Origin of the sequence: Streptococcus oralis, from assembly GCF_003944215.1 — a bacterium.
Taxonomy (GTDB): domain Bacteria; phylum Bacillota; class Bacilli; order Lactobacillales; family Streptococcaceae; genus Streptococcus; species Streptococcus oralis_BI.
This window is the reverse complement of record NZ_RJVZ01000011.1, coordinates 45950-65370: the sequence shown is the minus strand read 5'-3', so window position 1 is coordinate 65370 and position 19421 is coordinate 45950. Positions and strand designations below refer to the sequence as shown.

Below are 19421 nucleotides of genomic sequence, written 5' to 3'. Positions count from 1 at the left end.
TTCCTTGAAATCGTAGTTGACTTTGAAAATACCTATCCTCAATGATAAACTTAGTTTAGAATTTTATACTAAAACATCCATATAAATTTATGGATGTTTTTTTGCTTGTCATTGATAAAAAAGAGAAGACCAAATGGTCTTCTCTACGGGGGAACTGAAATAATGGGAAAGAATCAATCAAAGATTGTTATTAGTCTTTGAAATTCTTTTGAAAGATGAGGAGAGACAAGATAGAAGTGATGGCTGCCAAGAAGAGGAAGGCAGTTGCTTCTTGTTCCCCAGTTGCAGGGAGTTGTCTTTCCTTGTCTTGTTTAACTGTAGTTGTAACAGGAACTTTTTCATCTTTTGCTGGTGAATTGTCTGTTACGACTGGAGTAGTCTCTATTGGTAGGACATACTCAGGAAGAGTCACAACAGGTGGCGCCTCTGTTCCTACTGAACTTTGTTTAGTGCCAACCCCAATCACTCGCTCTTGAGCTGGAGTTGTTTCCGTTTGGACAACCTTGCGCTTGTCACCGTCTACTTCAACATACTCGACTAAGAGACCGTCCTTGCCTTCTGATAGAACTTGCTCTTTTCCTTTGTCTAATTGTGGGTTTTCGCGACGGATAGTCTTGAACGGCACGGCCTTAGTGACAATTTCCAAACTTGGAAGTGTAAAGACAAGGTTCTTAACTCCTTCTTTAGGAGATGAAGAAGTAATCGGTTTTTCAGGTTGAGCTGGTAGAGGGTGCTCAGGAAGGGTCACAACAGGTGGCGCCTCTGTTCCTACTGAACTTTGTTTGCTACCTACCTCAATAACTCGATCTTGAGCTGGAGTTGTTTCCGTTTGGACAACCTTGCGCTTGTCACCGTCTACTTCAACATACTCGACTAAGAGACCGTCCTTACCTTCTGATAGAACTTGCTCTTTTCCTTTGTCTAATTGTGGGTTTTCGCGACGAATAGTCTTGAACGGTACTACCTTATTGACGATTTCCAAACTTGGAAGTTTAAAGACAAGGTTCTTAACTCCTTCTTCAGGAGATGAAGAAGTAATCGGTTTTTCAGGTTGAGCTGGTTTTTCAGGCTCAGCTGGTTTTTCCGGTTCAGCCGGTTTCTCAGGTTCAGCCGGTTTTTCAGGTTGNGCTGGTTTNTCNGGCTCAGCTGGTTTTTCCGGTTCAGCCGGTTTTTCAGGTTGAGCNGGTTTCTCAGGTTGAGCTGGTTTCTCAGGTTCAGCCGGTTTCTCAGGTTGAGCTGGTTTCTCAGGTTCAGCCGGTTTCTCAGGTTCAGCTGGTTTCTCAGGTTCAGCCGGTTTCTCAGGCTCAGTTGGTTTCTCAGGTTCAGCCGGTTTCTCTGGTTCAGCTGGCTTCTCAGGTTCAGCTGGCTTCTCAGGCTTAGCTGACTTCTCAGGCTTAGCTGCTTCAAGCTTGCTAATTTGTTCAAGAGCGGATTCTAGCGCTTTATTAACTTCTTCTTGAGTTTTGGCCTCTTGAATTGCAGCGATTGCTTGGTTTGCAAGTTCAATTAATTTCTTCTTAGCTTCATTGTTAGAACCAAGCTCACCGACTTTTTTCTCGATGGCTTCTGTCAAGCTAGCCATGGCCTTATTGTATTCGATTTCCGGCTGTTTCGGTTCAGCAGGCTGTTCTGGACTAGGTTCTTCGCCAGGTTTTTGGTAGTTTTCGTCCTTGCTGAGAATATCTTGCAAAGTACTTACTGTCAACATAACATCCTGAGCATCTACAGTTTCAGCGCTGAGTTGGTTTCTCAATTTGTCTAGATTTGCTTGGAAAGCTTGGCGTGCAGCAGGTGTATTTTTCAATCCTGTTGGGTCAAAGTTAGCCAAATCGTCCTTCCATTTAGTGATGGATTGGAGAAGCTCTTCTTTGCTGTAGAGTTCGCTTCCTTCACCACGAGTGATGAATTGATCCACCTGAATACCGATGTTTCGAGACAAATCGTTTCGATCAGGATCTAGTTGAAGGGTGACTGCGTGCAAGTTTTCATCAAGACCTTTTAGGCTAACCAGAGTTTGATTGCCTTGGCGTTGGGCAGCATGACCGCTAAAGTATTTCTTACCATCAATAGTCGAAGCATTTCCCATGCCATCTTGGTAAGGAACTTCTTTACCATCTAAGAAGACCTTGTAGATACCGTGACCTGGATCTACAAATCCCTTGATGTCAAGTCCAGTACCGTAGAAGTAAGCTGTTACAGTTGTCTTTTTCTTTTGCTCATCAGTTAAGCGACCAAAGGAAGCCCAAGACTCCGTCTTTTGGTATTTGTCTGCGGAATTGGTTTCGTGGTTCCAGCCAGGACTGTAATCCAACTGACTAGCTTGGTCATCATAGCTTGTTTGATCCTTGATCAGCAATTCAGCCTTCATCACCTGAATCGTTGCATCGGTAGCAAAACCGAGCAAGGCACCATCAGAAACAGAAGTGAGCTTGGCTTTGAAATCAAAGACAGAGTCGGCTTGTTCTGTAAAGTCAATCGTTGGTATGGTCACAGTCTTTTCTGTTTCTCCATCTTCAAAAGTCACATCTTGAGTTGTATCTTGGTAAACCTTACCGTGAACCCCAGTTCCAGGTTCCGTGATGAAGCGAACAGTAGCAGTTCCCTTACTTCCACCAACACGTTTAATCTTAACAGTGACTGGTTTTCCTTTTTCGACTTCATAGTTAGTAGACTCGAGTTCGAACATTCCCTTGCTATCATTGTTTAGGGTGTAGATCCCTTCTGTAGCAATTGGTTCACCTGTTTTATTAACAAGGGTAATGGTATGTTGGCCAGGTGCTAAATCGCCTGTTTCAAAGACTTTTTGACTACGTTTACGGCTAGCATTCTTAGTTTGCACATCCGCAACCTTTTGTCCATCAACGTAGACGGACATTTCTCCATGACCTGGGTCGACTGTAGAGACGACATAGGCCTTGGTCCCTGTGAAGGTATAGCTTACTTTGGCATCTTTTTTGTTGGTCCACATAGAAGTGCCACGAACACCTTCAGATTCATTGTACCAAGTTGTACCGGCTGTATCCGCTGTTGTATTTGAGTGGTATTCAAGTCCAAGAGGGTAGCCGTCTGTCTTTTCGATACTACTTGGCGTTTTGTAGACAGAGAAGTTGTTCAAGATTGGTGTAGCTTGTGCTCCTGTGATGGTCACACGTATTTTTTGAGCTTCTACAGGTTTACCTTGGATCAAGCGACGGTAACCAACCGTTGAACCTTCCCCGTAAGTCACCCAGCGTCCGTTGATTTCAACTTCAATCTTGAAACCAGAGATACGTTGACCTTTGGCGATGTCTTCTTTGAGTTCGACAACGTCAAAGCGTCTCTTTTGCCCTAAATCGACTGTAAAGCTACCAGTTGTGGCATCATTTGAGAGCGCCCAGCTAGTATCATCTTTACCGTCTGTCAGGTGACTTTCCTTGTAGAGGTGGTTCTGACGAGTAGAACTTGCTGTTACAGTGGCCCCTTTGGCAAAGTCAGTCGCATACATTTGGTCTAGGGTTGCTTTGAATTCCTTCAAGCGAGCCACATCCGCATCTGCAAATTTTCCTTCTTTATTTGGTGGAATGTTGAGAAGGAGTGGGGTTCCACGACCAACAGACTTGAAGTAGATGTCCATCAACTCTTTGAGTGATTTCGGCTGTTGATTATCATGGTAGAACCAACCAGAACGGATCGAAACGTCAGCTTCCCCCACAGAGTACATATCACCATCTGGGTCACCATGGTTGAGGTATTCGTTTTTCACATCGTCTGTGATGTTGGCTCTTTTCACTTTATGCCATACAGGGTCACCTGCGATACCACGTTCATTTCCAATCCAGCGAACGCTTGTCGGCTGAGCAGAGAAGATGGCAATATCCCCTTCAGCTTCTTTGATGTATTTGAACCATTCATCAAAGGTATAGGTTACTTTTTGGGCACCGCTACCACGCGCACCGTCCATCCAAACTTCGATGAATTTTCCTTTGTTACCGTATTTCGGATTACCAAGGATTTCTTTCAGTTGGTTGAGATAGTATTGGTTGTATTCTTTTTCGGTTGCAACATGGTATTTGGGATGGTTGGCATCCCATGGTGACAAGTAAACACCCATGTTCATGTCGTACTTGCTAGCAGACTTGGAAACTTCTTCGAGAAGGTCACCCTTTCCATCTTTCCATGGACTAGCAGCTACGGTATGGTTGGTGTACTTAGATGGGTAAGCAACGAATCCGTCGTGGTGTTTAACGACCATAATGGTCCGTTTGAATCCGGTTTCCTTCAGGGTGCGAATCCATTGGTCTGTATCCAAGTTGGTTGGATTGAAATATCGAGGGTCTTCTTTCCCATTTCCCCATTCAGAATTGGTATAAGTGTTCATTCCGTAGTGGATGAAGGCTGCCAATTCTTCCTTGTGGTAATCGAGTTGAGCCTTGCTTGGAAGAGGTCCATGATTGCCAATCTCAGTTTCTTTATCTTCAGGATGAGCAACTGGAGGAGTCGGAGTCGTTGGATTAGCTGTATCAGCGACTGGCTCGTATTCAAAGACGACTTCATTCACACCTTTTTGCTGGATGGTTGCTTCCAGGCTAGTCTTGACTGGACGGTAGCCAGCAATGTCTCTTGCATGGAAGGTGTTGACAAAGGAAACGTCGTACTCTTGACCGTCATTGTTATCAACTGTCGCCTCAGCGAGTTCAGTAGTTGTTCCTTTTTGACGGTAGTAAACTTTGAAGGAACCTTTGTTGACTTTATAGACTACCTTGATGACACGGGTTCCAGGAGCTGTCTTGCTAACGACATTGTGGTTCCACTCATCTTTTAGTTGCTTCTGAATCTCGACCCCATCAATGGAAAGAATCTGGTATTTTTCTAGATTTTGCTTGTAGAATTCGGTTGGAGTGATTGCTTTCTTGAAATCATAGTCAAAGCCAGTTCCCACTTCTGTTTTGTCTAAGAAAGTATCATTTTCTTTGACTGGATTGCCTGCTTCATCCACGTGCTGGATAACGACACGTCCGTAATCAATTCCCTTGACTAGAGTAGCGACACCGCTCTCATCAAAGGAGTACTGATTTTCTCCGATGACAGCTGTCTTATTTCTAAGCATTTCACCTTCGGGTGTAAAGTAATAACGTTTGCCATTATCACCTTGATACCAGCCCTTGACACCATATTTGTCAATGATATCTTTAACCCATTTGAGTTGTTCAGGAGAGAGGACAAGTCCACCACCAAAGCGGTCTTTCTCAGGGACACCGTTGTCAACAGTTCCGTGTTGGTGTACGCCGATGACTTTTCCATCACCATTGATAATTCCACCACCAGATAAACCAGATACAGAAGTTGTTTGGTAAGTGATGCCAGTAGCTCCCTTGTCATCATAAGGATCAACGGATTTTACCTTGCCGTCAGCTTTATAGAGTTGTCCAGCTACGATAGGCTGTTTGAGTTCTTTTGAGCTTGAGTCAGTTGGATAACCAATCGTGCTGACAGGATCCCCTGCTTTGTATGTCTTATGCTCAGCGAGTGGCACAAAAGTTGTTGCTTTATTTGGACTTGCGATTTGTACAGGGACAGGTGCTACAACTGCCGCCAAGTCATTTTGATATCCCTTGCTAAACTCTTCTTTGTTCCAGAAGTGGATATCTTTCTCTTGGAAGAGTGTGGTATTTCCTGAATTTGGCTGAGAATTCTTAACAGGAGCGTTGGAACCTAGATTGTAATAGAAGCGCGCAGAATCTCCGCCACGAACATGGCCTTCTTTATCTAAAAAGTTATGAGCAACAGTCAAGAAAACGTTAGGCGCGACAAAAATACCAGACCCAGAAACGATGTATCGTTGAGAACCACCATTGTAAATGCTGTAGACCATAGTGGCAGCAGTTGCGGGTTGTCCCTCGTAGTTGATATGTTTGAGGTCTTGTCCACCGTTAATGATGGCACGGTTTCCGTTCTCAGCTTCTTTTGGAGTTTCTTCCTTCTCCTTTAGAATGCTCTTAGTTTCTACTTTTGGACTAGCTTTCTGGTCAACGATAGTCTTTGTGTCGAGTTCTTTGACAGATGTGTCTGGATAGGCACGGTCCTGAATGTCTTCAGGGAGCAAGTCAGCACTGTTGGTATCGGCGGCAGGTGTTTCTTGTTTTTCAGTTTCTACACGACCTTCTTCTTTGACTGGTTCAGCTTTGTTCTCTTCTATATCTACGACTTGTTTGATTTGCTGATCTAAATTGGATGTCGTGGCAGGAGACGTTTCGTCTGCACGTACGGTTCCAGAAGCAAAAAATGCCAGTCCCACGATGACAGAGGCCACACCTACAGTCAACTTCCGAATGCTAAATGTTTGCCCTTTTTCAAAAAGGTATCGATTCATAATATACTCCTAGTTTTTAGAAAGGCAGTCAGCTACTGCCCGAGCCCAAGTCTGACTTGGTTACAACTTGATTTAAGGAAAAACTCTCTGATAATTTGTAAGCCACCTTACCTCCTGTGCATAAAGCGCTTTCATTTTAAGATAAAAAAATTTAAAAGGTCATTTCTCCCTTAAAATGACTGGAAACTTTTAATATAACAAATATACTAAATTAATAAAAGAATTGCAATAGCAAAAAAGAAAAAAATAAATATAAATTAAAGAAAATAAGTTACTTTTTAAAGAAAAAACGCATCCTTTCAAGGCTCAAACTAAATGAAAGGATACGTTTTAAAAAGAAATTAGAGTATTTTTTGGAGAAACTCTTGGATGGTTTTGGGGTCTGTTTTGGAAGAGAAGCGCTCAAGGACTTGCCCATCTCGGCCAATGAGAAACTTAGCAAAATTCCATTCGATTCGTTTTCCTAGCGGACCAGCTTTTTGGTCTTTCAACCAAACATAGAGAGGATCTGCTTCCTTGCCGTTGACCTTGACCTTGGCAAATCGAGGGAAAGTAGTCTGATAGTGTAGGCTGCAGAAGCTATTGATTTCCCCTGCGCTGCCGGGTGCTTGTCCCATAAATTGATTGCAAGGGAAATCCAAGATTTCAAAACCCTGCTCTTGATAGCGTTCATAGAGTTCTTGAAGTCCCTGATACTGGGGCGTTAAACCACATCCAGTAGCAGTGTTGACAATCAAGAGAACTTTACCACGATAACTCTCCAGTGGAGTTGCTTGGTCGTTTTGGTTCAAAACGGAAAAATCATATATGCTGGTCATTTTTCTATATTTTCCTTATGCGTTACTGGTTCAGAGTGTTTTACCTCGTGTTCCGATAAAAAGGCGTAGGTCATGGTTCCAAAGATGGCACCAATTCCCAAACCCAAGACTAGTAAAGGGAGTATTTTATCGAACTGGGAGAGATTGTCCCAAAAGGTATCGAGGGGAAGATGCTGAACAAAGAGTTTGTGAAAGGCAGATAAGACAAACAAGCCAATTGGAATACTGACGAATACACCCCAACTACGAACTTTGATCTGGCTTTTGCTGTAGCTTTTGTGATGGATTTCGGACTGGTCATCCTTGTCTAAATGTAAGTCGCGAATTGCTAGTCTCGCCCTAGATGAGAGGACGAAGATAAGTCCAAAATAGAGGTAGGGCATGGCATCTCGAACCAACTCTATGAAGCGTCCAAATAGGAGATAGAACAAGAAGAGTAGGAGGGAAGAGTAAACGATTTGAATCAAGGCTCGGGCACAAGCTCTGTAGATTATCTCTTGGCGGCATTCATCAAAGGGGCCTTGTATGTGAAAGAATAGTTTGAGTAAGCGAGTGGTGAAATCTTCTTTTTTCATGGGAGTGTTCTCCTAAATGAGCGATTTTTGATTGACTTCTTTAAAGAGTTGATAGAGAGTATAGAAGTAAACCAAACTAAAAATGATACAGATTATTAGAAATACCAGATATCTCCAATCCATAGTATTTGTTAAAAGTTGTGGAAAGGATACGAGGATAAAACAGAGAGATGCGTTTAGAAGACGTATTTTTTTTGATTGGATTTTCTGGAATCTCTGTCCCTTGTTCAATACAGGAAGGAATAAAAGAAAGATAATCAAGAAAGGGTGCTCAATATGTCCAGAAAGTAGGAAAAGGGTAATAAAGATACTGATAAAAACATGACTGATCAGTAGTCTCGCTAGTGATTTCATAAGACACCTCCTAGTCGTCTTCTTGGTCTTTCTTTGCTTTTCGAATGCGAAGAGAGACAACAATTTGCATCATCAGTCCAAAAAAGAACGCTCCCAGTATAGTTTTTAAAATATGTTTTGAATTCAGAAGAGAACTGATGAAATTGGGATTTTCACTTGTTAGAGTATCGATGAGTGGCATTATAAAAAATATCGCTATGCCAAAGAACAGACCTGCTTTCAGACCAGGTAAATGTAGTTGCTTGCTTTCTTTTTGGCTCAACATATCTAGATCAATGGCTGTGATGCCTGTTTTCCTGGTTTGGGAGACCACATAGAGAGCAGAAATCATCGAAATGCCGAATACCACAAGAGGATAGCCGACAGCGACAATTTGCGGATATTTATAAGCGAGGACAAAGGGAATAAGATTACCTAAAGTCATGAGGTAAAAGAGAATCACAAAGATTTTATTTCCGATGCGGTCAGCTTCGCGTCGTTTGTGTTCATCAAGTGGTCCTGAAATGCCATAAATGCGTTTGATAAGTTTTTCAGTGAAGGTTTCTTTTTTCATGAGTTTGCTCCTTTTTTAAAAATTATCCTCCCAAAAGAGACTATTGAGGTCAGTTTGGAGGCTGCGGGCGAGATTGAGACAGAGTTCCAGGGTTGGATTGTACTTGTCGTTTTCAATCATATTGATGGTCTGTCTCGAGACACCGATATCCTTGGCTAGCTCGAGCTGAGAAATGCCTAGTTCCTTGCGAAATTCTTTCACACGATTCATCTGTTCTCCTTTCTGATTTGTGTCGCATATATTTGACTATATTATATTCTTCTGTGAAATAGATGTCAAGCATATTTGACATATTTCTTAAAGAAATCTTACTTTTTTTGCCCTATTTGTCTGACTAGTGCAAGCTAGTCGGATTTGTGGTAAAATAGATAGGATATGACAAAAGAATTTCATCATGTAACGGTCTTACTCCATGAAACGATTGATATGCTCGACGTAAAGCCTGACGGTATCTACGTTGATGCGACTTTGGGTGGAGCGGGCCATAGCGAATATTTATTAAGTAAATTGAGCGAAAAAGGCCATCTCTATGCCTTTGACCAGGACCAGAATGCCATTAACAATGCGCAAAAACGCTTGGCACCCTACATTGAGAAGGGGATGGTGACTTTTATAAAGGATAACTTCCGTCATTTACAGGCACGTTTGCAGGAGGCTGGTGTCCGAGAAATTGATGGAATTTGTTATGACTTGGGAGTGTCCAGTCCTCAGCTGGATCAGCGTGAGCGTGGTTTTTCTTATAAAAAGGATGCGCCACTGGATATGCGCATGAATCAGGAAGCTAGTCTGACAGCCTATGAGGTGGTCAATCATTATGACTATCATGACTTGGTTCGGATCTTTTTCAAGTATGGGGAGGATAAGTTTTCTAAACAGATTGCCCGCAAGATTGAGCAAGCGCGTGAGGTGAAACCAATTGAGACAACGACAGAGTTGGCAGAGATTATCAAGTCGGCCAAGCCTGCCAAGGAGCTCAAGAAAAAGGGACACCCTGCCAAGCAGATTTTTCAGGCTATCCGAATCGAAGTCAATGATGAGCTGGGTGCGGCAGATGAATCCATCCAGCAGGCCATGGACATGCTGGCTCTGGATGGTAGAATCTCGGTCATTACCTTCCATTCGCTGGAAGACCGTTTGACCAAGCAATTATTCAAGGAAGCTTCAACAGTGGAAGTTCCCAAAGGCTTGCCCTTCATTCCAGATGACCTTAAGCCTAAGATGGAATTGGTATCCCGTAAGCCAATCTTGCCAAGTGCCGAAGAGCTAGAAGCCAACAATCGTTCCCATTCGGCCAAGTTGCGCGTGGCTAGAAAAATTCACAAGTAAGAGGAAAAGCATGGCAGAAAGAATCGAAAAAACAAGCCAGTTATTGCAAACGAAGTTTAAAGGTTTTTCACGTGTGGAAAAGGCCTTCTATGTTTCGATTGCTGCAACAATGATTATCCTGGCAATTAGCGTTGTGTTTATGCAGACCAAGCTATTACAAGTTCAGAATGAATTGACCAAGGTTAATGCTCAAATCGAAGAAAAGAAAACCGAGCTAGACGATGCCAAGCAAGAGGTCAATGAATTGATTCGTTCAGAACGTTTGAAAGAGATTGCAAATTCCAAAGATTTGCAGCTGAATAACGAAAATATCCGAGCAGCGGAGTAAGAAATGAAACAGTGGAAAGAAAAAATCATCCGTTATGCCGTTCGTAATCGTAAATCTCCAGAAGAAAACCGCAGAAGAGTAGGAAAAAGCCTGAGTTTATTGGCTGTCATACTCTTCGCTGTCTTTTTGGTCAACTTTGCGGTCATTATCGGAACGGGTAAAAAATTTGGTAAGGACTTGGTTCAAGAAGCAAATAAGGTCCATCAAACAACCAAGACGATTCCTGCAAAACGGGGAACCATCTACGATCGAAATGGAACACCTATTGCAGAAGATGCGACTTCTTACAATATTTATGCCGTTATTGACAAGACCTACAAGTCAGCAACAGGCAAAATTCTCTATGTAGAGGATTCTCAATTTAATAAGGTGGCTGAAATTTTCCATAAGTATCTGGATATGGAGGAGTCCTATGTCAAAGAACAACTTTCTCAGCCAGATCTAAAACAGGTATCTTTTGGTACTAAGGGAAATGGGATCACCTATGCCAATATGATGGCCATTAAAAATGACCTCAAAACTGCTGGCGTTGAGGGAGTTGACTTTACAACTAGCCCTAACCGTAGTTATCCCAATGGACAGTTTGCTTCTTCCTTTATCGGACTCGCACAACTCCATGAAAATGAGGATGGCACCAAACGCTTGATTGGGACATCAGGTTTGGAGAGTTCTTTAAATAGCATTCTTGCAGGTACAGATGGGATTATCACCTATGAGAAGGATCGTCTGGGAAATATTGTTCCGGGTACAGATCAAGCTTCCCAACAAACGGTAGATGGAAAGGATGTGTACACAACCCTTTCTAGTCCCTTGCAATCCTTTATGGAAACCCAGATGGATGCCTTCCAGGAAAAGGTAAAAGGCAAGTATATGACGGCTACCTTGGTCAGCGCTAAAACAGGGGAAATCCTGGCTACGACCCAACGTCCGACCTTCAATGCAGATACCAAGGATGGCATCACAAAAGACTTTGTCTGGCGTGATATTCTCTATCAAAGTAACTATGAGCCAGGATCCACTATGAAGGTGATGATGTTGGCCTCAGCTATTGATAACAATACCTTCCCCGGTGGCGAATACTTTAACAGTAGTGAATTAAAAATAGCTGATGCGACCATTCGTGACTGGGACGTCAATGAAGGGTTGACCAGTGGTGGCACTATGACCTTCTCCCAAGGTTTTGCCCACTCAAGTAATATCGGGATGACCCTGCTTGAGCAAAAGATGGGCGATGCGACATGGCTCGACTATCTTAACCGCTTTAAGTTTGGGGTACCGACCCGTTTCGGTCTCTCTGATGAGTATACAGGTCAATTACCTGCGGATAACATTGTCAATATTGCTATGAGTTCATTTGGACAAGGGATCTCTGTTACCCAGACCCAGATGCTTCGTGCCTTTACAGCTATTGCCAATGATGGGGTTATGTTGGAGCCGAAATTTATCAGCGCCCTCTATGATCCAAATGACCAGTCTGTCCGTAAGTCTCAAAAGGAAATCGTCGGAAATCCTGTGTCAAAAGCAGCAGCATCCTCTACTCGGGATCACATGGTCATGGCCGGAACAGATCCTGTCTATGGTACCATGTACAACCATAGCACAGGAAAAGCAATTGTCAATGTTCCAGGTCAGAATGTCGCCCTGAAATCAGGGACTGCTCAGATTGCCGATGAGAAAAATGGAGGTTACCTGACAGGTGAAACCAACTATATCTTCTCTGTTGTGTCGATGCATCCTGCAGAAAATCCTGACTTTATCCTCTATGTAACGGTGCAACAGCCAGAGCATTATTCGGGTGTTCAGCTGGGAGAGTTTGCCAACCCAATCCTTGAGCGAGCTTCTGCTATGAAAGAATCCCTCAATCTTCAGTCAACTGCCAAGAGCTTGGATCAGGTCAGCAAGACGACAAGCTATGCTATGCCAGCTACCAAGGACTTTACGCCGGGTGACCTAGCAGAAGAATTGCGTCGCAACCTTGTCCAACCAATCGTTATCGGAACAGGAACCAAGATCAAGGAACTCTCGGTTTCTGAAGGAGATAATTTGGAAGCCAATCAGCAGATCTTGATTTTGTCTGATAAGGTCGAAGAAATGCCTGATATGTATGGCTGGACAGATGAAAATGTGCAAACATTTGCCAAATGGCTGAATATAGAAGTCGAGTGGGAAGGTAGTGGCAAAACGGTCAAAAAACAAAGTGTCCGTGCCAATACAGCCCTCAAAGACATTAAAAAAATGAAAATAACTTTAGGAGATTAAGATGATTAGTTCCATTAGTGCTGGAGTTCTAGCCTTTCTATTGACCTTGATAGGTATTCCAGCTTTTATCCGATTTTATCGAAAAGCACAGATTACGGGTCAGCAGATGCACGAGGATGTCAAACAACACCAAGCTAAAGCTGGGACTCCAACCATGGGAGGTCTTGTCTTCCTTATCGTTGCAGTAGTGGTGAGTTTTCTGGTTGCTCTCTTTACCCAACAATTGACCAACAATGTCGGCATGATTTTGTTTATCTTGGTTTTGTATGGTTTGGTAGGCTTTTTGGATGATTTTCTCAAGGTCTTTCGTAAAATCAACGAAGGGTTGAATCCTAAGCAAAAACTTGCTCTCCAGCTGCTTGGAGGAGTGATTTTCTACCTCTTTTATGAGCGTGGTGGCGACATGCTTTCAGTCTTTGGCTACCAAGTTCATCTGGGAATTTTCTATATTTTCTTTGCCCTTTTCTGGCTAGTTGGCTTTTCAAATGCGGTGAATCTGACGGACGGGATCGACGGCTTAGCAAGTATTTCCGTGGTGATTAGCTTGTCGGCCTACGGTGTGATTGCTTATATGCAAAATCAACAGGATATCCTTCTTGTGATTCTTGCTATGATTGGTGGTTTGCTAGGCTTCTTCGTCTTTAACCATAAGCCTGCCAAGGTCTTCATGGGTGATGTGGGAAGTTTGGCTTTAGGTGGGATGCTGGCAGCAATCTCTATGGCTCTCCACCAAGAATGGACCCTTTTGCTGATTGGGATTATCTATGTCTTTGAGACAAGCTCTGTTATGATGCAGGTTACCTACTTCAAACTTAGTGGTGGGAAGCGTATTTTCCGTATGACACCTGTCCACCACCATTTTGAACTTGGAGGATTCTCAGGCAAGGGCAATCCTTGGAGCGAGTGGAAGGTTGACTTCTTCTTTTGGGGAGTTGGACTTCTAGCAAGTCTCTTGACCCTAGCCTTTTTATACCTACTGTAAAAAATAAAACAGGCTGAAGGTGATCTTCATCCTGTTTTTGTGTGCTTAAAGGTTAGTTGGAGTCATCCTTTCTTCCTTTTAACATAAAAGTGGCTGTGAGGGCTAGGCTGAGGCCTGCTAAGAAGAGGAGTGGGTTGGACACTTCTCCTGTTGCTGGAAGTTCTTCTTTAGGAGAATGATTTTCAGCTTTAGCAAGGCTAGGACTGGCTGAAAGGTCTTCAGCGCCGTGTGCTAAGGTTTCTACATCTGAAGCACTTGGTTTTTCCTCAGTGTTAGAGCTTGTTCCAGCAGCTTGATAGATGACAGCATAGGTACTGAAATGATTAGTGATGAATTCTACCTTTCCATCTCGAACGTCGAAATCAAGGGCTTGCAATTCCTTGGTCGGAGTGAGGTAGTAGACATTTTCTACTTTAGCTGAAATAGGCAAGCGAACCAGAACAGAGCCTTTTGGCTGCAAGCTATGATCTGTTGGATTTTTAAGTTGTAGGTCGTAAGCATCATAGGTCTTGCCAAAGAGTTCTTGAGCTAGGACACGTCGGCTAGAGATGTGAGAAATTCCTTCCAAGTCAGCAGCTCCACCGATGATTTCGACTCCTGTCTTTTTATCTTTCAAGGTGCGCAACTGATACTCAGGTCGGGTGAGGGTTGGAGTAGCCTGATCTCCACTAGTTTCGATAGCGCCAGTGTACTCAGGTTTTTCAACAGTAGGGGCTTCCTCTTGCCCAACAGTCCCGATAGGTTGGGTGTATTCAGGCTTTTCAACAGTAGGCGGATCTTCTTGACCTGCGGTTCCAATAGGTTCGGTGTATTCAGGTTTTTCAACAGTAGGGGCCTCCTCTTGCTCCGCCGTTCCGATAGAATCAGTATATTCAGGCTTTTCAACTGTAGGTGGCACTTCTTGACCCGCAGTTCCGATAGGCTCGGTGTATTCAGGAATTTCAACAGTAGGAGCTTCTTGTTCTCCCGCAGTTTCGATAGGATCAGTATATTCAGGCTTTTCAACTGTAGGTGGCTCTTCTTGTCCTGCAGTTCCGATAGGATCAGTATATTCCGGAATTTCAACAGTAGGAGCTGGTTCGTCCCCCTTGCTTGTAGTTGGCTGCTTCTCATCAACCTTCTTCTCATCTTTTTTAGTAAAGACGGCTACGACAGGACTACTTGTGGTAGTTCCTTGAATGGCATAAGCTTCAATCGCTTTTCCAGTTTGTCGATCAGTAGCCTCAGGGATTGGGATTTGAACTTGCTTGTCTTGGATTGATAGCACGGTCTGATCCCCACTTGTAACCAGATGCGTTTCGTCCACTTTGCGCAATACCAGAGGATCTTTGACACCTGGGAAGGTTACAGCGATGGCTTCCCAGTCTCCAGATGGTAGGCTTAAGGAAATTTCTTTGTCGTTTTCCTTGAGAGGAGCGATACTTGGACTATCTATACCAACAGCAGGGGTTTTGATAATATCAAAGGAGTCTAGAGAAATTTTCTTGCGGCCTTCTGGCGAATCTGGGTCAACTTGTAATGTCAGGGTGTGCGGACCGTCAGTAAGATTTGTAAATTCGCCAATAAAGGCTCTCTTTTCAGTTGCACCTGAAGTATAGAAATCTAGGCTTGGCATTTCTTTGCCATCTAGTGTAACACGTGCTCGTCCAAGGGCAAGGCTCTTCAAACCATAGATACGAATGCCCGTCCCTGTAAAGGAAATGGTTGCCTGAGCTTCTGAAGCTGCACTAGAGTCGCTGTTGTTGATGTCAGCGTATTTTTCCGTACCTCCGTAGAGTTCAGGGTCAGACCAGTCCTTAAACTGGGAACCGTACTGGACGCGAGGGTCGCGATCATCCATCTTTTCAATCGTGTTGCCTGTTCCTGCTAGGATCTTGAAGTAATCTAATGAAATTTTCGAGCGTTCACTACCACGTCCTTTGTGCTCACGTTTAACGCTAAGAGTCAATGTATGAGGTCCGTCTGATAATCCTGTGAAGCGGCCGATGAGACTTCCTTTTTCAGTTGCCCCAGCAGTATGAAAATCAAGCTCACCGACTTCTTTGCCATCAATTTTAGCAGTAGCAAGACCTAGTTCAGACGATTTTAGTCCATAGATTTCGATACCAACGCCAGTGAAAGGAATGGTGGCAGTGATGTCTTCGTCTGTGTAGTCCCCTTTTGAAAGGTCAGCAAATTTCTCTGTTCCTCCAAATAATTCTGAGTCTGCCCAGTTTCCAAAGGCAGCTCCGTACTGGATACGGCCATCTCGGTCATCCATCAATTCACTAGGTGTTTCTACAGTTGCTTGTTCAGACACTTGTGTGGAAAGTTCGCCCAGCATCGCCTTGACGGTATAGGTGTAGGCGAGTTGAGGATCCAGCGATCGGTCAATAAAGTGGGTTTGATTGGTTACAAATTCTCTAGTTGCAGAGGTTTGGTCAGATTCATCTTTTACTTGTCTTTGGATGACATAGTGGGTAGCGCCTTCTACCTGATTGAAGGTGAGTTCGGCAGTGACTCCATTTTGTCGAACTGCTGTCAGACTGGTTACACGACCAGGGAAGTGTTCAAAGGTAATGACGTCACCTTTTTGCGTTGCTAGTTGGATGCGATTGTTTTTAAGAGTCGTTGCCTTGACTGGTTTGCCATTGACCTTGATCTGACTGGCTTCGATATTTGGATAGTCTACAACCAGGTCTCCACCGACATTTGACAGGAAGGACAAGCTTTGCAAGTTCTTATCTTTCCACTTCATGCTGACTTCAAAGTTTCCTCGGGCAATCAAACCAGAAACTTGACCGTCTTTCCAAGCATCTGGAAGGGCTGGCAATGGAGCAATATAGCCAGTATGAGATTGGAGGAGCATTTCTGCCATCCCACTGGTTGCTCCAAAGTTTCCATCGATTTGGAATGGTGCGTGGGTATCCCAAAGGTTTTCTAGGGTTGAATACTTGAGCTGTTCGGCGAGTAAACGATGGGCGCGGTTACCGTCCAGCAAACGAGCCCAGAGGTTGATTTTATTAGCCTTAGACCAACCAGTCCCACCATCTCCACGGTGGTTGAGGGTAGCACGCGCAGCCTCTAGGTATTCAGCCTGGTCCTTGCTAAAGAGCGTACCTGGGAAGAGACCAACTAGATGGGAAACGTGGCGGTGGTTGTTTTCAATGCCTTCGTTGGTGAATTGTGGGCTGTCTTCTTCGTACCATTCCTTGATGCGGCCCTCATTGTTGATATGAAGTGGTTTTAGTTTGTCAAATTTAGCCTTGACCTCTGTGACTAAGTCTTGGTCGACTTTCAGATGGTTAGCGACTTCCATGTAGTCGTGGAATAGCTGCCAGACTAGCGACTGGTCAAAGGTATTTCCGATGGTGATGGTCCCGTGTTCTGGTGAGTAGGATGGAGAAGACACCCAACGATCACTGGCCTGGTCATAGTGCAAGAAGGAGTTCCAGAACTTAGCGGTTTCCTTGAGCATAGGATAAATCTTTTCTTTGAGATAAGTTTCATCCTTGGTGAATTTATAGTAGTCATAGACGTTCTGCATCATCCAGGCATTAGCTGCTGGCGACCAACCCCAATAGTAATTCCAACCAGGAGTTGTCCAGCCAAATGGTGTTGCTTGAGTGTGAACCAGCCAACCATTTTCTTGTCCGTCTTTGGATTCGATACCAGCGTATTCTTTGGCAGCGATACGACCATAATAGCGCATATCGTCAATGTAATTAATCATTGGCTTGGCAGTTTCAGCAAGGTTGCTCATGTAGGCTGGCCAATAGTTCATTTGCAAATTGACATTGAGGTGGTAGTCAGCGTTCCAAGGTGGATTGTCTACGGCATTCCAGACTCCTTGTAGGTTGGCAGGAAGGGCATCCGTCTTATCACGAGACGAACTAATCAGTAGATAACGACCATATTGGAAGAATAGTTCTTCCAGTTTTTGCCCTTTGCTAGGGTTATAGCTTTGAAGGGCCTCTTTTGTCGTTTGAGCAGTCTTGCTTCCACCTAGATTTAGTTTAACGCGATTAAAGAGACTTTGATAATCCTTGATATGGTCCTTTTTAAGTGTCTCGTAGTCCTTGGCCTTAGCTGCTTTTACAATCCCTTTAACCGTATTTTCGAGGTCGATGTCTTTTCGATAGTTGGTTTTAGGATTTTGAGCAAAGTTTGTCTTGGCGCTGAGATAGAGGGTTGCATAGCTTGCACCTGTGACGGTTAGAGTCTCATTCTGAACAGTGACTTTTCCATCCGTTTTAATTCCTAAATAGGATGCAAATTTGAGGCCGTTATCTTTGACAGTTCCTTTTAGAAGGATTCCATTTTCATCTGTAGTAACATGTCCGTTCTTATAGTTGGAATATTCCCAAGAGTAGTCACCATTAGCAAGTAAGTCCTCTGTTAAGCTGTTCCAAAGGGTAAAGTCAAGTGTCTTGTTTCCTTTTTTGGTCAAGTGGGTCACGGTGACATCATCAGGATAGCTGGAGAAGGTTTCGCGTTTGAAGGTGGTCCCATCTTGGGTGTAAGAAGTTGTCGTAGTGGCTTCTGTGATATCCAAACCACGATGATAATCAGTTACAGTATCTAACCCTTTCTTCTGGTTATTAAAGACCATGAAGATATCACCAAAGGCTAGGTAGCGACCATATTGGGCATTATTAGGCCCAACGAGATTTCTTTCAGCTAGGCGTTTGGCTTTTTGGCGGTCTCCATCTTCAAGAGCCTTACGAATTTCTGCCAAGACCTTGTAGCGATCCTTGTAGTTCCCACCATTATAGTCGCTGCTATCGGGCTGGGGACCACCAGACCAGAGAGTCTTTTCGTTATACTGGATTCTTTCTTCACCAATCAGACCAAAGACCTTGGCTCCCATCTCGCCATTTCCGACTGGAAGGGCTTGTTTTTCCCATCCATCATAGGAAGGAGCTGTTGGATGATCGTAGTTGAGTTGATAGTTTTCTTGCTTTGTCACGGGCTGATCTGCTTTTTCAGGTTCCTTATTTTCTTTAGCTTCTACAATGGCTTCTTCACTAGCTTGACTATTTGTCGTCTGAGTCTCGTTAGCTGGCTTACTTTCAGAAACTACTGGACTTTCTGCTAGAGACGGATTTGTAGTTTCAGTCGCTTTAGCAGCTTTGGATTCACTATCAGGCTTAGTGATAGATTCGACAGAGGTCGGTTCAGTTTGTTTGACCTCAACACTGTCTGCGGCTACAGTATGGTTGACTAGAAAAACAGCCCCCAGTAAAACAGAAGCAGTCCCAACCGTTAGTTTACGGATGCTATAGCGACAGGATTTGTCCCAAAAGTGTTTTTTCATAAAACCCTCCTTTGTTTGTTCGAAACCGCTTACATTTTATGAAGCAGTTTCGTTTATTTTGTTTCTATTTATCTCCTTACCTCCCATTCTAATGGTCGCTTAGCATTTGTCAAGAGGTTTTTGGTGAAAAACATATTTGAGATTGCTTTTTCTTAAAAAAGTAGAAGAAAGAGAGGAAAGGGTGGAATTATTCGTAATTTTATAGTTCATTCTGATTGTAAGACTGACTTAGAATTAGCTTAACCCCCTCCCTGAAAGCGTAAAACAAACTAGTCAGGAAAGTCACTTTATGGTATAATATAGAAGACTCAAAAAGAAACAGGAGAAAAAGAATGGATTTACTTTTAGAGATTGTCTTGATTGTGCTAGCTTTTCTAGGAGGAGCTCTTGGAGGGATGTACTTGGTTCGTAAGCAAATCGAAAAAGAATTTGCGGACAACCCACGTTTGAACGCTGAGGCAGTTCGTGCTCTTTTGAGCGCAAATGGTCAAAAACCAAGCGAAGCCAAGGTACAACAAGTTTACCACCAAATCATCCGCCAACAAAAAGCAGCCCTTGCTAAGAACAAAAAGAAATAAATA

General features: G+C 43.5%; 12 protein-coding genes. 5 read left to right on the top strand and 7 right to left on the bottom strand.

The annotated features are described in order from the left end of the window. Positions 1 to 190: 190 nt before the first annotated feature. From D8804_RS07385 to D8804_RS07360, 6 genes are all read right to left on the bottom strand, one after another. Entirely contained in the window at positions 191 to 6349 is a 6159-nt protein-coding gene (locus D8804_RS07385) for an alpha-L-fucosidase (protein ID WP_125399325.1), read from the bottom strand. A 341-nt stretch (positions 6350 to 6690) separates the two neighbouring features. Continuing rightward, positions 6691 to 7167 carry a glutathione peroxidase gene (locus D8804_RS07380; protein ID WP_125399324.1) on the bottom strand — a complete coding sequence of 159 codons (477 nt, stop codon included), beginning with the start codon at positions 7165 to 7167 and terminating at the stop codon, positions 6691 to 6693. Then, positions 7164 to 7742 carry a DUF3278 domain-containing protein gene (locus D8804_RS07375; RefSeq protein ID WP_125399323.1) on the bottom strand — a complete coding sequence of 193 codons (579 nt, stop codon included), beginning with the start codon at positions 7740 to 7742 and terminating at the stop codon, positions 7164 to 7166. The genes D8804_RS07380 and D8804_RS07375 overlap by 4 nt, the downstream gene beginning before the upstream one ends. A gap of 12 nt (positions 7743 to 7754) precedes the next feature. Beyond that, on the bottom strand, positions 7755 to 8096 hold the full coding sequence (locus tag D8804_RS10290; RefSeq protein WP_125399322.1) for a hypothetical protein: 342 nt from the start codon (positions 8094 to 8096) through the stop codon (positions 7755 to 7757). Between the two features lie 10 nt (positions 8097 to 8106). Then, positions 8107 to 8649 (bottom strand): DUF3278 domain-containing protein, encoded by a 543-nt coding sequence (locus D8804_RS07365; RefSeq protein ID WP_125399321.1) that lies wholly within the window; start codon positions 8647 to 8649, stop codon positions 8107 to 8109. Positions 8650 to 8664: 15 nt separating this feature from the next. Continuing rightward, positions 8665 to 8859, bottom strand: a complete 195-nt coding sequence (locus D8804_RS07360) for a helix-turn-helix transcriptional regulator (protein ID WP_001082471.1) — start codon at positions 8857 to 8859, stop codon at positions 8665 to 8667. 165 nt (positions 8860 to 9024) lie between these two features. Here D8804_RS07360 and rsmH point away from each other — a divergent pair, with 165 nt between their 5' ends. Genes rsmH through mraY form a run of 4 tightly spaced genes read left to right on the top strand, consistent with a single transcriptional unit; the run spans position 9025 to position 13544 of the window. Then, entirely contained in the window at positions 9025 to 9975 is a 951-nt protein-coding gene (gene rsmH, locus D8804_RS07355) for a 16S rRNA (cytosine(1402)-N(4))-methyltransferase RsmH (RefSeq protein ID WP_125399320.1), read from the top strand. A 10-nt stretch (positions 9976 to 9985) separates the two neighbouring features. Next, the gene (gene ftsL / locus D8804_RS07350) at positions 9986 to 10303 is read left to right on the top strand and encodes a cell division protein FtsL (RefSeq protein ID WP_000840795.1); all 318 of its coding nucleotides are present in this window, start codon (positions 9986 to 9988) and stop codon (positions 10301 to 10303) included. Positions 10304 to 10306: 3 nt separating this feature from the next. Then, positions 10307 to 12562: a penicillin-binding protein PBP2X gene (gene pbp2x / locus D8804_RS07345; protein WP_125399319.1), complete on the top strand. Its 2256-nt coding sequence runs from the start codon at positions 10307 to 10309 to the stop codon at positions 12560 to 12562. A gap of 1 nt (position 12563) precedes the next feature. After that, entirely contained in the window at positions 12564 to 13544 is a 981-nt protein-coding gene (gene mraY / locus D8804_RS07340; RefSeq protein WP_125399318.1) for a phospho-N-acetylmuramoyl-pentapeptide-transferase, read from the top strand. Between the two features lie 52 nt (positions 13545 to 13596). Here mraY and D8804_RS07335 read toward each other — a convergent pair whose 3' ends face one another. Beyond that, positions 13597 to 18840: an SIALI-17 repeat-containing surface protein gene (locus D8804_RS07335; protein ID WP_125399317.1), complete on the bottom strand. Its 5244-nt coding sequence runs from the start codon at positions 18838 to 18840 to the stop codon at positions 13597 to 13599. 332 nt (positions 18841 to 19172) lie between these two features. Here D8804_RS07335 and D8804_RS07330 point away from each other — a divergent pair, with 332 nt between their 5' ends. Beyond that, complete coding sequence (locus tag D8804_RS07330) at positions 19173 to 19418, top strand: YneF family protein (protein WP_125399316.1); 246 nt, start codon at positions 19173 to 19175, stop codon at positions 19416 to 19418. Positions 19419 to 19421 lie beyond the last annotated feature (3 nt).

Bases quoted from the DNA above. Each gene is read 5' to 3' on its own strand.
- D8804_RS10290 (WP_125399322.1), bottom strand. From the start codon at position 8,096: ATGAAATCACTAGCGAGACTACTGATCAGTCATGTTTTTATCAGTATC.
- mraY (WP_125399318.1), top strand. From the start codon at position 12,564: ATGATTAGTTCCATTAGTGCTGGAGTTCTAGCCTTTCTATTGACCTTG.
- rsmH (WP_125399320.1), top strand. From the start codon at position 9,025: ATGACAAAAGAATTTCATCATGTAACGGTCTTACTCCATGAAACGATT.
- D8804_RS07380 (WP_125399324.1), bottom strand. From the start codon at position 7,167: ATGACCAGCATATATGATTTTTCCGTTTTGAACCAAAACGACCAAGCA.
- D8804_RS07365 (WP_125399321.1), bottom strand. From the start codon at position 8,649: ATGAAAAAAGAAACCTTCACTGAAAAACTTATCAAACGCATTTATGGC.
- pbp2x (WP_125399319.1), top strand. From the start codon at position 10,307: ATGAAACAGTGGAAAGAAAAAATCATCCGTTATGCCGTTCGTAATCGT.
- D8804_RS07360 (WP_001082471.1), bottom strand. From the start codon at position 8,859: ATGAATCGTGTGAAAGAATTTCGCAAGGAACTAGGCATTTCTCAGCTC.
- D8804_RS07335 (WP_125399317.1), bottom strand. From the start codon at position 18,840: ATGAAAAAACACTTTTGGGACAAATCCTGTCGCTATAGCATCCGTAAA.
- D8804_RS07330 (WP_125399316.1), top strand. From the start codon at position 19,173: ATGGATTTACTTTTAGAGATTGTCTTGATTGTGCTAGCTTTTCTAGGA.
- D8804_RS07375 (WP_125399323.1), bottom strand. From the start codon at position 7,742: ATGAAAAAAGAAGATTTCACCACTCGCTTACTCAAACTATTCTTTCAC.
- ftsL (WP_000840795.1), top strand. From the start codon at position 9,986: ATGGCAGAAAGAATCGAAAAAACAAGCCAGTTATTGCAAACGAAGTTT.